Origin of the sequence: Mycobacterium scrofulaceum, assembly GCF_001667885.1 — a bacterium.
GTDB classification, from domain to species: Bacteria; Actinomycetota; Actinomycetes; order Mycobacteriales; family Mycobacteriaceae; genus Mycobacterium; species Mycobacterium scrofulaceum_C.
The window spans coordinates 64072-76715 of sequence record NZ_LZJW01000042.1 but is presented as its reverse complement, the minus strand read 5'-3'; the positions used below and the strand labels follow the sequence as shown (position 1 = coordinate 76715).

12 protein-coding genes are annotated in these 12644 nt (G+C 67.5%); 9 read left to right on the top strand and 3 right to left on the bottom strand.

Annotated elements, in window-relative coordinates; translation table 11 throughout:
- The first annotated feature begins 58 nt into the window (after positions 1–58).
- Positions 59–604, top strand: coding sequence for a DNA starvation/stationary phase protection protein Dps (gene dps, locus A5681_RS05245; protein WP_067270127.1), 546 nt, complete (start codon positions 59–61; stop codon positions 602–604).
- Here the strand turns inward: dps and A5681_RS05240 are convergent.
- Entirely contained in the window at positions 601–2568 is a 1968-nt protein-coding gene (locus A5681_RS05240; protein ID WP_067270117.1) for a chloride channel protein, read from the bottom strand. The genes dps and A5681_RS05240 overlap by 4 nt on opposite strands.
- Positions 2569–2751: 183 nt before the next feature.
- On the opposite strand from A5681_RS05240, the gene A5681_RS05235 reads away from it, so the two are divergent.
- The 7 genes from A5681_RS05235 (at position 2752) to A5681_RS05205 (ending at position 9767) form a co-directional block, all read left to right on the top strand.
- A complete protein-coding gene (locus tag A5681_RS05235) occupies positions 2752–3735 on the top strand; it encodes a pirin family protein (protein ID WP_067270115.1) in 984 nt (327 codons plus the stop codon).
- 2 nt (positions 3736–3737) lie between these two features.
- A complete protein-coding gene (locus A5681_RS05230; RefSeq protein WP_067270113.1) occupies positions 3738–4373 on the top strand; it encodes a TetR/AcrR family transcriptional regulator in 636 nt (211 codons plus the stop codon).
- Between the two features lie 74 nt (positions 4374–4447).
- Positions 4448–5389 carry a class I SAM-dependent methyltransferase gene (locus A5681_RS05225; RefSeq protein WP_067270111.1) on the top strand — a complete coding sequence of 314 codons (942 nt, stop codon included), beginning with the start codon at positions 4448–4450 and terminating at the stop codon, positions 5387–5389.
- Positions 5390–5418: 29 nt separating this feature from the next.
- Complete coding sequence (locus A5681_RS05220; protein WP_067270109.1) at positions 5419–6360, top strand: class I SAM-dependent methyltransferase; 942 nt, start codon at positions 5419–5421, stop codon at positions 6358–6360.
- Positions 6360–7289, top strand: coding sequence for an SAM-dependent methyltransferase (locus A5681_RS05215; protein ID WP_067270107.1), 930 nt, complete (start codon positions 6360–6362; stop codon positions 7287–7289). The genes A5681_RS05220 and A5681_RS05215 overlap by 1 nt, the downstream gene beginning before the upstream one ends.
- Before the next feature lie 130 nt (positions 7290–7419).
- On the top strand, positions 7420–8853 hold the full coding sequence (locus tag A5681_RS05210; RefSeq protein WP_067270105.1) for an aldehyde dehydrogenase family protein: 1434 nt from the start codon (positions 7420–7422) through the stop codon (positions 8851–8853).
- 53 nt (positions 8854–8906) lie between these two features.
- Positions 8907–9767: an SDR family oxidoreductase gene (locus A5681_RS05205; protein WP_067270093.1), complete on the top strand. Its 861-nt coding sequence runs from the start codon at positions 8907–8909 to the stop codon at positions 9765–9767.
- A gap of 9 nt (positions 9768–9776) precedes the next feature.
- Here the strand turns inward: A5681_RS05205 and A5681_RS05200 are convergent, their stop codons facing one another.
- Both A5681_RS05200 and A5681_RS05195 read right to left on the bottom strand, forming a co-directional pair.
- Entirely contained in the window at positions 9777–10604 is an 828-nt protein-coding gene (locus tag A5681_RS05200) for a tyrosine-protein phosphatase (RefSeq protein WP_067270091.1), read from the bottom strand.
- Positions 10597–11817: an acyl-CoA dehydrogenase family protein gene (locus tag A5681_RS05195; protein ID WP_067270206.1), complete on the bottom strand. Its 1221-nt coding sequence runs from the start codon at positions 11815–11817 to the stop codon at positions 10597–10599. The genes A5681_RS05200 and A5681_RS05195 overlap by 8 nt, the downstream gene beginning before the upstream one ends.
- Before the next feature lie 213 nt (positions 11818–12030).
- Between A5681_RS05195 and A5681_RS05190 the strand changes: the two genes are divergently transcribed.
- Positions 12031–12492 carry a DUF1348 family protein gene (locus A5681_RS05190; RefSeq protein ID WP_067270204.1) on the top strand — a complete coding sequence of 154 codons (462 nt, stop codon included), beginning with the start codon at positions 12031–12033 and terminating at the stop codon, positions 12490–12492.
- Positions 12493–12644: the final 152 nt, after the last annotated feature.

Genomic DNA, 12644 nt, shown 5'->3' with positions numbered 1-12644 from the left:
AACGGCCATCGGGTAACCAACCCCGAATATGTGACCGTGTGCGAAACGGAGGAAATCGATGACACAGTTCACCATCCCGGGGCTCACCGATAAACAGGGAGCGCGGCTGACCGAACTGCTGCAAAAACAACTGAGCACCTACAACGACCTCCACCTGACGCTCAAGCACGTGCACTGGAATGTGGTGGGGCCCAACTTTATTGGTGTCCACGAGATGATCGATCCGCAGGTGGACGCGGTCCGCGGCTTCGCCGATGACGTCGCCGAGCGCATCGCGGCCCTGGGCGGTTCGCCGCAGGGCACGCCAGGGGCCATCATCAAAGACCGCACCTGGGACGACTATTCAGTCGGCCGCGATACCGTCCAGGCCCACCTCGCGGCGCTCGACCTCGTCTACACCGGCGTCATCGAAGACATCCGCAAGTACATCGAGGAGACCGAGGAGCTCGACCCGGTGACGCAGGACCTGCTGATCGACCAGGCCGGCAACCTCGAGAAGTTCCAGTGGTTCGTGCGGGCGCACCTGGAGAGCGCCGGCGGCCAGCTGACCCACGAGGGCTCGACCACCGAGAAAGACGCGGCGAGTACCGCTCGCAGCTCCTAGGCGGGCGAGGGCCCGTTCTGGGCGGCACCATTTTTGGGCACGAGGACATTTATCCGGTCGCCCACCGTGAGCCGTAACTTGGCGTCGGCATCGGTGAGTTGTCGGTTGTGCAGGACGGACACCGGCAGGTGACCGTCCGGAAAGTCGAGCTCGCCCAGGAGTCGGCCGACGGCCATCGAATCCGCGCCGAGCGTGTGTTCGACGATGCAGTACCCGTCCAATTCGCTGTGCGGGTCGTGCTCCGGGGTTGTCGGATGCGCGTCCCGGGGCATGTCCGTGAAGGACGCGGCGACCGCACGCAACACGTTCTGATTGGTCAGCCAGCCCTGAACGGACTGGGCGTCGGTATCGATGACCGGCAGCCCGTCACGCCCGAACAGGACGAGCTGGCGCAGGGCTTGGGCGAGGCTGTCATTGGCGAACAGCGCCTGCGGCTCGCGGACGCGGGTGACCGGGCCGAGCAGGGCGGTCAGGTCGGCTCCGGTGTCGGCGGTGGCATGGGTCAGATCCAGGGGAACACCGAACCGGTGCATCGCGTCCGCCGCGGTGAGGTCGTCGAAGGCGTGGGTCGGCTTGGGACGGTCGATGTCAATGCCGCGGCGCAGCAGCTTGGTGGTGTAGATGGTGCCGTAGGAGACGCTGCGGGACACGGTGGTGCCGACGGCCACAGCCAGCATGACGGGGAGAGTCAAGGTGAAATCCCCGGTCATCTCGACCGTGCTGGCGAGTGCGGTGAGCGGCGCCCTGGCGGCCGAAGCGAACACCGCGCCCATGCCCACGATGGCGTAGAGGGCGGGATGCCCGACGGCGGTGCCGATGACGTGCTGAACGAACAACCCGAAAGCCATGCCGGAGGTCGCCCCCACAAACAGGGAAGGGGCGAACACCCCGCCCGACCCGCCGATCCCAATGGTCAGGCTGCAGGCCAGCATCTTGCCGGCGGCCAGGAGCACCAAGAGCCACAGCGCATAGTGCCCGGCAAAGGCCGCGTACATCACGGGGTAGCCGACCCCGTACAGCTGCGGGACCGCCAGTAACAGCAAGCCGAGCACGATCCCGCCGACGGCCGGCCGGGCCCAATCCGGACGCCCACCCCACACCCGATCGCACACGTCCTCGGTCTTGTAGAGGATGTTTTTGAAGACGATGCCGATGAGCCCGGCGATCGCGGCGAGGGCCGCGATCAACAGGTAGTTGGCAATGTGGTCCAGCTCGATCCCGGCGGGTAACTGTGTGAGAAACGGCGCGGACCCGAAGAACACGCGGGCGACCACGTCGGCCACCATCGACGACAACATGATGGTGAAGACCGCTTCGACGGACAGTTCCCGGAGGATCAGCTCGACGGCGAAAAACACCCCGGTGATGGGGGCGTTGAAGGTGGCCGAGATCCCGCCCGCGGCGCCACAGGCCACCAGCACCCGCAGCCGGTTTTCCGGCATCCGCACCCACTGACCGAAGCCGGACGCCAGGGCCGCCCCGATCTGCACGATCGGCCCCTCGCGGCCCACCGAGCCACCCGTGCCGATGCACAGCGCGGAGGCCAGCGCTTTGACTACGGTCACCTGGGGACGGATGCGGCCACCGTTCTCGGCCACCGCAATCATGACTTCCGGAACGCCGTGGCCGCGGGCTTCCCGGGCGAACCGCGAGATCAACGGGCCGTACAGCAACCCGCCGACCACGGGGATGACCACGAAGAAGCCGATCCCCAGCCAGGGCAGGTGGTCGCTGCCCACCCAACCGTCCTGACCGAACTCGTCGTGCCCCGTCGCCAGCCAGGTGAAACCGAAGATCAGGTAGCGGAATGCCACCGCGCCAAGCCCCGCGCCGAGGCCGACGACGACTGCCACGCAGAACAGGCCGAGCCGGTTTGCGCGCAGCCACCCCGCGAGCTGACCCACCGCCCGGGAGACGGGCCGGGTGGTCCGAACGGGAGCGGCCGCCGTCGGTTTTTGCCCCATCCACGCATCCTTCCCCCGGCAGCGTCGCTTTGCCCGGCGACCGCCCAACCGATCGGGCTGTCCGGCCGACCATTCCCCAGAGCAAATATTGCACTACGCAACCGTCTGTTCGCGCGGGGAGTCGCCGGGAATAACTGGACTGCGGTCCGGTTATACGGATAGTTCCGATTCAGGGAGGTCATTATGCCCGCCATCACCGCCGACACGCTGACGTTGCCACGGGTCGGCGCCGCCGCCCCCACCGAGACCGAACGGCCGGTCCGATCGATCACGACCGGACCCCGCGGCTACGAGGGGGAGGGCTTCCCCGTCGTCCGGGCGTTCGCCGGGGTCAGCGCCGCGGCGCTGGATCCCTTCGTGCACATGGACCAAATGGGCGAGGTCGAGTACCAACCGGGTGAGCCGAGGGGCACCGATTGGCACCCGCACCGCGGGTTCGAAACGGTCACCTACATGATCGACGGCAAATTCGCCCACCAGGATTCCCATGGTGGCGGCGGGCTGATCACCGACGGTGCGACGCAGTGGATGACCGCCGGTTCGGGGATCCTGCACATCGAGACGCCGCCCGCGGAACTGGTCGACAGCGGCGGCCTCTTTCACGGCATCCAGCTGTGGGTGAACCTGCCCAAGCGGGATAAGTTCGCGCCCCCGCGCTACCAGGCCATCGAAGGTGGCGACGCGGCCTTGATCGCCTCCGAGGACGGCGGGGCGCTGGTCCGCATCATCGCGGGCGAGGTCGACGGTCACCGGGGGCCCGGAATCACCCACACCCCAATCACTCTCGCGCACGCGACCATCGAAAATGGCGCCCGGCTGAACCTGCCGTGGCGTCGCGACTTCAACGCGCTCGTCTACGTGTTGTCGGGTAGCGGCTACGTCGGTCCGGTCGCACACCCGATCCGGCAGGGCCAACTGGCCGTGCTGGGCCCCGGGGATCGGTTCACCGTGGGGGCCGACCAGGCGCAGGAATCGTCGCGCACGACCGCCATGGATGTGTTGCTGCTGGGCGGCCAAGCCATTCGCGAGCCGGTATTCCACTACGGGCCTTTTGTGATGAACTCACGGGCGGAATTGGTCGAGGCGATGCAGGACTACCAGGCTGGAAAGTTCGGCAGCATTCCGCCAAATGCGCTAATGCCACACCATGGCAATGGCACACTTTAACGATGTCTTCAGGGGTGAGCCGCAGGCCAGGACGCCCCCCAGCCGCAAAGGCCGATGAGACGCGACAGCGGATCATGCAGGCAGCTCGCCTTGTGTTCAGCGAGCGGGGGTACGACGGGGCGACGTTCCAGGCCATCGCGGCCCGCGCCGACCTCACCCGGCCGGCGATCAACCACTACTTCTCCAGCAAGCGGGTCTTGTATCGGGAGCTGTTGGAGCAAACCAACGAAGCCATCATCGGAGCCGGAATCAGAGAGGCCCAGCGGGAGACCACACTGGCGGGGCAGTTGACCGCATTCATCTCCGCCGCGGTGCGTGCCAATTCGGAGAATCCCGCCGGGTCGGCGTTGATTATCTCCGGGGTGCTCGAGTCGCAGCGGCACCCGGAATGGAGAACAAACGACAACGACTCCGTGCGGATCTGCCGGGAATTCCTCGTTCGCGTCGTCAATGACGCAATGGAGCGCGGCGAGGTGCCCGCCGACGTCGACGCGCCGGCGTTGATCGAGGCGCTGCTCGTGCTGATGTGCGGGGTGGGTCTGTACGCCGGCTTCGTTCAAGGCCCGGACGCGCTGCTTTCCATCACCGGAATGATGCGGCGGCTCCTCGAGGGGGCATTCCGGCGGTCCAACGCCTAGGCGCCGCGACCGACAGTGAAGTTGCGCACAAAGCGTATAGGCTAACTAACTTATCCCGGTACCATGGTCAGGTCATGACTGATCTGGACGAGTCGTTACCGCCCTCCCTGAGATCTGCCGGCGACAGCTGGGCCATCACCGAACTTGTCGGTGCCACCGCGCTGGGCGTCGCGGCAGCGCGCGCGGCGGAAACCGCCGGGCGTGACCCGCTGATCCGCGACGAGTTCGCGCGCGTCCTGGTGTCGTCCGCCGGCCCGGCCTGGGAGCGGCTCGCCGATCCCGAGCTGGCCTGGCTCGAGGGCGATGAGCACGGCCGCCGCGCGCACCGCATCGGCATCGACTACCAGGCCGTTCGCACGCACTTCTTCGACGAGTACTTCGACGACGCCGCGCGGGACGGCATTCGGCAGGTGGTCATCATTGCCGCGGGCCTGGACTCGCGGGCCTACCGCCTGGACTGGCCGGACGGCACCACGGTCTACGAGATCGACCAGCCGAAGGTGCTGGAGTACAAGACCGAAGTCCTGCAGCGGCACGGCGTGACTCCCACCGCCAGCCGCCGCACCGTCCCCGTCGACCTGCGTGACGACTGGCCGGCCGCTTTAGCAGCGGCGGGATTCGACCGCACCGAACCGACGGCCTGGCTGGCCGAGGGCCTGCTCCCATACCTGCCGAGCGACGCGCAAGATCGCCTGTTCGAAATGTTCACCGCCCTGAGCGCCCCGGGCAGCCGGGTCGCCATCGAGGCGTTCGGTTTGAACAAGCGGAGCAATTCAGCGCGCTGGGTGCGGATGCGTGAGCGACTGGGCCTGGACGTCAATGTCCAGGCGCTGACCTATCACGAGCCGGACCGTTCGGACGCGGCCGAATGGCTGACCGAACACGGCTGGCAGGTGCGAGCCGTGGGCAACCGCGAGGAGATGGCCCGCCTGGGCCGTCCGGTACCCGAAGACCTGGCCGAAGAAGCGGTGCGCAGCATCCTGCTGCGGGCGCGCCTCGGCGATCCGACCGCCTGACCTCCGTCAAGGACCCAAGGAGCAACCCGATGAGTTCACTGCGCACCCACGACGACACCTGGGACATCAAGACCAGTGTCGGCAGCACCGCGGTGATGGTGGCCGCCGCGCGCGCCATCGAAACCGAGCAGCCCGACCCGCTGATCCGCGACCCCTACGCCCGGCTGCTGGTCAACAACGCCGGTGCCGCGGTCCTGTGGGAGGCCATGCTGGACCCCGAGGTCGTGGCCAAGATCGAGGCCATCGACGAGGAATCCGCCGCTCGCATCCAGCACATGCGCGGCTACCAGGCGGTGCGGACCCACTTCTTCGACTCCTACTTCGCCGACGCCGTCGCCGCCGGGATCCGCCAGGTGGTGATCCTCGCGTCGGGGCTCGACTCCCGGGCCTACCGGCTGGACTGGCCGGCCGGCACCGTCGTCTACGAGATCGACCAGCCGCAGGTGCTGGACTACAAATCGACCACGCTGGCCGAAAGCGGGGCCACGCCGTCCGCCGAACGCCGCGAGGTCGCCATCGACCTGCGTGAAGATTGGCCCGCCGCGCTGCGCGCCGCCGGCTTCGACCCGACCAAGCCGACGGCCTGGCTGGCCGAGGGATTGCTGATGTACCTGCCCGCCGAGGCCCAGGACAAGCTGTTCACCCAGATCGGGGAGCTGAGCCCGGCCGGCAGCCGCGTTTCGGCCGAAACCGCACCCATGCACGCCGAGGAGCGTCGCCAGAAGATGCGGGAACGGTTCAAGAAGGTCGCCGACGAGCTGGGCTTGGAGGAGACCGTGGACGTCGGCGAGCTGATGTACCGCGACGAGCACCGCGCGGACGTCACCGAGTGGCTCAACGAGCACGGTTGGCGCGCGACGGCGGTGAATTCGATCGACGAGATGCACCGCCTGAACCGCAGGGTGCAAAGCGTCGAGCTGGACGAAGACAAGGACGCGTTCTCCGACTTCGTCGTGGCCGAGCGGCTGTAATGCCGCGCTCGCTCGACGACTCCTGGGACATCGCCACGAGCGTCGGAGCGACCGCGGTGATGGTCGCCCTGGCCCGCGCGGCCGAGACCGCCAGCGACTCACCGCTCATCCGTGACCAGTTCGCCGAGCCGCTGGTCTCCACGCCCGAACTGGCGGGTGTCCGCGAACAGGTGGCCGCGTGGTGGGCCGGGGACCCGGACGAGGCGGAAGACGAGGACTACTCGGTCCGGTCGCAGAACATGATCGATTCGCAGGCGGTGCGGACGCATTTTTTCGACGCCTACTTCGCCACCGCGGCACAGGCCGGCATTCGACAGGTGGTGCTGCTGGCCGCCGGCCTTGATTCACGCGCCTACCGGTTGGATTGGCCAGCCGGCACCGTCGTGTACGAGATCGATCTGCCCAAGGTGCTCGACTACAAGACCGAGACGCTCGCCGAGTACGGTGCAACGCCGCGCGCCGATCGGCGGCCGGTTCCCGTCGACTTGCGCCATGACTGGCCCCGGGCCTTGCGAGACAAGGGTTTTGACGCGCGTCAGCCCACCGCGTGGCTGGCTGAGGGTCTGTTGCCGTTCCTGCCGGCTGCGGCGCAAGAAAGCTTGTTCGTCGCGATCGACGGGCTGAGCGCATCCGGCAGCCAGGTCTCGGTGGAAGACTTCGGCATCGACCCGGAAAGACGCCGGGAAGCCGAGGCGAGGTTTGCCGAATTGCGCGCCAAACGCGAAGCCCGCGGCCAGGACACCTCTTTCAACCCGTTCGACTTGTGGTTCGAAGACGGGGAGCGGCCCGACTGCGCGGCGTGGTTCACCGCGCACGGCTGGACCACCGGGGTGGTCGACGGCCACGAAGAGGCGCTCCGGCTGGGGCGGCCACCGCAGCCCGATGGCCGACCGTTCGTCATCACCTATGTGACCGCTGCCAAACCCTGACCGGCCGCAGCCACAGATCCTTTCTACTGCTCTCCCAACCGGATGGTTAGGATCGCGGTTATCACCCATGAGCGCCCGTGCGACGAGCGGCGGGCGCGCCCGGGATGACCGAAGCAGGGGAAGGACAACGATGACCACCGAATCGGTTACACCCAAGACATCCGCCACGAATGGCGCGCCCGCCGGTCCCGGGGGTTCTGTCGACGTTCCCGGCACGGTGGCCCGGCTCCGCAAGACGTTCGCCACCGGGCGCACCCGTGACATCGAGTGGCGCAAGCGCCAGCTGCTGCAGCTGGCGAAGCTGATGGAAGAGAACGAGGCGGCCATCGCGGACGCGCTCGCCAAGGATCTGGACCGCAGCCCGTTCGAGGCGTTCATCGCCGACATCGCGACCACCGCCGGCGAGGCGAAGTTCGCGGCCAAGCGGGTGCGCAGGTGGGCCCGCCGGCGCTACCAGCTCCTCGAGGTGCCGCAGCTGCCCGGCCGCGGCTGGATCGAATACGAGCCCTACGGCACCGTGCTCATCATCGGCGCGTGGAACTACCCGTTCTACCTGACCCTGGGCCCCGCCGTCGGTGCGATCGCCGCCGGCAACGCCGTCATCCTCAAGCCCTCGGAGATCGCCGAGGCGTCCGCGCATTTGATGGCCGAGCTGGTGCCCAAGTACCTCGACAACGACGCGATCGCCGTGGTCGAGGGCGACGGCGCGGTCAGCCAGGAGCTGATCGCGCAGGGCCTCGACCGACTGCTGTTCACCGGCGGCACCGAGATCGGCCGCAAGGTGTACGAGGGCGCCGCACCGCACCTGACCCCCTGCACGCTGGAGCTCGGCGGCAAGAGCCCGGTGATCGTGGCGGCCGACGCCGACGTGGATGTCGCCGCTAAGCGGATCGCGTGGATGAAGCTGCTGAACGCCGGCCAAACCTGCGTCGCCCCCGACTATGTGTTGGCGGACGCCAAGATTCGCGATGAGCTGGTGAGCAAGATCGGCGCCGCCATCACCAAGTTCACGGCGGACAAACCCAACGGGATGCGGATCGTCAATCAGCGTCAGTTCGACCGGATCAGCGGTTACCTGGCCAGCGGGGACGGCAAGGTGGCGGTCGGCGGGGCCTGCGACGCCTCGAGCCTTCGCATCCAGCCGGCCGTGGTGGTCGACCCCGACCCGAACGGCCCGCTGATGCAGAACGAAATCTTCGGACCGGTACTGCCGGTGGTGACCGTCCAATCCCTGGACGAGGCAATACGTTTCATCAACGCGCGACCCAAGCCGCTGTCCGCGTACCTGTTCACCAAGACCCGCGAGACCCGCGAGCGGGTGATCAAGGAGGTGCCGGCCGGCGGCATGCTGGTCAACCACCTGGCCTTCCAGGTCTCGACGGCCAAGCTCCCGTTCGGTGGGGTCGGCGCGTCGGGTATGGGCGCCTACCACGGGCGCTACGGCTTCGAGGAGTTCAGCCACCGCAAGTCGGTGCTGACCAAGCCGACGCGGCCCGACCTGTCCAGCTTCATCTACCCGCCGTACACCGAACGAGCCTTCAAGATGGCCCGCCGGATGTTCTGACACTGTTCCAAATCGCTTGCTAGCAACAACTTTTCATCTTAGAGAGGAACCTTATGCCCGGAGTGCAGGATCGCGTCATCGTCGTCACCGGAGCCGGTGGGGGACTGGGCCGTGAATATGCCCTGACCCTGGCCGCCGAAGGCGCCAGCGTCATCGTGAACGACCTCGGCGGTGCGCGCGACGGTACCGGCGCCGGCCACAACATGGCCGACGAGGTGGTCAAGGAGATCCGGGACGCGGGTGGGCGGGCGGCCGCCAACTACGACAGCGTCGCCGACCCCGACGGCGCCGCCAACATCATCAAGACGGCGATCGACGAGTTCGGCGCCATCCACGGTGTGGTGAGCAACGCCGGCATCCTGCGCGACGGCACCTTCCACAAGATGACCTACGAGAACTGGGACGCGGTGCTCAAGGTGCACCTCTACGGCGGGTACAACGTGCTGCGCGCCGCCTGGCCGCACTTTCGGGAGCAGAGCTACGGCCGGGTCGTCGTCGCCACCTCCACCAGCGGCCTGTTCGGCAACTTCGGTCAGACCAACTACGGTGCCGCCAAGCTGGGCCTCGTCGGCATGATCAACACGCTGGCTCAGGAGGGCGCGAAGTACAACATTCACGCCAACGCCGTCGCGCCGATCGCGGCCACCCGGATGACCGAGGACATCCTGCCCAAGGAAGTGCTCGAAAAGCTGACGCCCGAGTACGTCGCGCCGGTGGTCGCCTACCTGTGCACCGAGGAAAACCCCAACACCGCTTCGGTTTTCGTCGTCGGCGGGGGCAAGGTGCAGCGGGTGGCGCTGTTCCAGAACGAGGGCGCCAACTTCGACAAGCCGCCGACGGTGGAGGACGTGGCCGCGCACTGGTCCGAGATCGACGACCTCTCGGCAGCCAAGCAGGCCAACTTCAAGCTCTAGCGGCCGGGATCAGGCGAGCAGCGCGTTGCGCAGGCGGTCGACATCCGCCTGCGCAATACCTGCTTCGCGCAGGTAGGCATCCAGAGAGCCGTGCGCCTCGTCGATAGCCTGGCGCGCGGCGGCCAGATACTCCGGACGCACGCCCAGGACACCGTCGGCCAGCCGTGCCTTGGTGAACGTGACGACCTCCGGGGTCAATTCGACGTCGGAACGCTGCTGGATCATTTCGTAGATGTGGTCACGCAGCTGCGGTACCGCGGCGTTGCTGCGCAGGTAGTCGGCGACGATCGTGTCGCGGTCGATGCCGACCGTCTCCAGCACCGTGGCGATCACGAAGCCGGTGCGGTCCTTGCCCGCGAAGCAGTGGGTGAGCACCGAACGCCCGGCTGCCAATAGCGAAAAGACATGCCGCACAGCGCGTTGCGCTCCGTTGCGGAACGGGAATTGCCGGTATTCGTCGATCATGTGGCGGATGGCGGCCTCGTTGACCGCCTCGTCGGACTGGTCCGGATCGCCCTCGAACAGCCGCCGAAACGCGGTTTCGTGTGGCGCGTCGTCGTCGCTGAGCTGGTCTTCGTCACCGAGGTCGGGAAAGGGCAGCAGGTGGATGTCGACGCCGTCGGGAACCAGTCCGGGGCCGCGGCGGGCGACCTCCCGGGTGGCGCGCAGATCGGCGACGTCGGTGATACCCAACTCGCGCAGCGTGGCGCGGCCCGCGTCGTCGAGGCGGCTCAGCTCACCGGAGCGGAACAGCCGGCCGGGCCGGAGCCCGGGCGTCTCGTCGGCGACATCGCGAAAGTTCCACGCGCCGGACAACTCCCGCAATGTTTCAGTCATGTGAGGTGACCGCCGCGGCGAGCGGAGATTTCTCCCGGCCGAGCTCGGCGCGCGCGATGGTACGCATGTGCACCTCGTCGGGGCCGTCGAAGAGGCGCATGGCCCGGTGCCAGCCGTACGACCGGGCCAGCACCGTGTCCTCGCTGACCCCGGCGGCGCCGTGCACCTGGATCGCGCGGTCGATCACGTCGCAGGCGACTTGTGGCGCCACCGCCTTGATCTGCGATACGAGCGTGTGGGCCGCCTTGTTGCCGTGCTGGTCGATGGTCCACGCCGCCTTGTGGCACAGCAGGCGGGCCTGGTCGATTTCGTTGCGCGACTTGGCAATCGACTCCCGAACCACGCCCTGCTCGGCCAGCGGGCGGCCGAACGCCACCCGCTTGCTGGCCCGGTCCACCATCAGGGCCAGCGCGCGTTCTGCGCCACCGAGCGCGCGCATGCAGTGGTGGATGCGGCCCGGCCCCAGGCGGGCCTGCGCGATCGCGAAGCCGCCGCCCTCCTCGCCGAGCAGGTTGGTCACGGGCACCCGCACGTTGTCGTAGATGATCTCGCAGTGCCCGGGCTGGTCCTGGTAACCGAAGACGGTTGTCGAGCGGACGACCGTCACGCCCGGGGTGTCGATGGGCACCAGCACCATCGACTGCTGCTGATGGCTGGCCGCCTCGGGGTTGGTGCGGCCCATCACGATCAGGATCTTGCAGCGCGGGTCGGACGCCCCGGACGTCCACCACTTGCGTCCGTTGATCACATAATCACCGCCGTCGCGGACGATGAAGGTCTCGATGTTGCGCGCGTCGCTGCTGGCGACCGCGGGCTCGGTCATCGAGAAGGCGCTGCGGATTTCGCCGTTCAGCAACGGCTCCAGCCACTGCTTGCGCTGCTCCTCGGTGGCGAACAGGTGCAAGGTCTCCATGTTGCCGGTGTCGGGCGCCGCGCAGTTGAGCGCCTCGGGCGCGATCTCCAGGCTCCAGCCGGTGAGCTCGGCCAGCGGCGCGTATTCGAGGTTGGTCAGGCCCGACTCGGCTGGCAGGAACAGGTTCCACAGCCCGGCCGCTTTGGCCTTGGTTTTGAGTTCCTCGATGATCGGCGGGACGGTGTGATCGTTCGGGCCGGCCTCGTGCCGGTACTTCTCGTAGTCGGCCTCGGCCGGGAAGACGTACTCGGTCATGAAGTCGGACAGTCGCTTGTGGTAGTCGTTGGCTTTGGCCGACATCGCGAAGTCCATGCCGCCACGATAGGACACGTGTCCTGACGGTCCACATGGCGAGCCTTAATGGTTCACCTTCGCGACACTGAAACCTCGCACACGAAACGCCGTGACGGGTGTGCGTGGTTTCAGTCTCGCGGTATGGCGAGCGGTCGCGGGGCCCGGGGATGTAACCCATTGCGTTCGGCTGCGGCGGGCGTGGGGCGCACCATGGACGCCATGACCGAATCCCGTCCGCCGTTCCCCCCGTTCACCTACGAGACGGCGCTGCAGAAGGTGCAGGCCGCCGAGGACGCCTGGAACACCCGCGATCCCGAACGGGTCAGCCTCGCCTACACGGTCGACTCGCAGTGGAGAAACCGCGACGAACACGTCGTCGGCCGCGATGCGATCGTGGGATTTCTGACCCGCAAGTGGCAGCGCGAGCTCGACTACGCGTTGCGAAAAAGCCTGTGGGACTTCCACGACAACCGCATCGCCGTGCGGTTCCAATACGAGTGTCACGACGAGAGCGGCCAGTGGTTTCGCAGCTACGGCAACGAGTTGTGGGAATTCTCCCCGTCGGGGTTGATGGCCCGCCGCGAGGCCAGCATCAACGACGTACGCATCGACGAGTCCGAGCGCCGCTACTTCGGGCCGCGGCCGGCCGCCGAGCACGGCCTCGACATTCCGCTCTGGTAACCGGGGCCGGCCACAACGCCGTCGTGTGACTCCACAACGCGGCGGGCGGTACTGCGTGCGCCCCGGGTAACGAACGATCGACGGGGGCCGATCGGCCGTCGGGGGGTATCCCGGCCCCGGTCGATCGCACGTCCGGGGCGAAAACCGGCAGG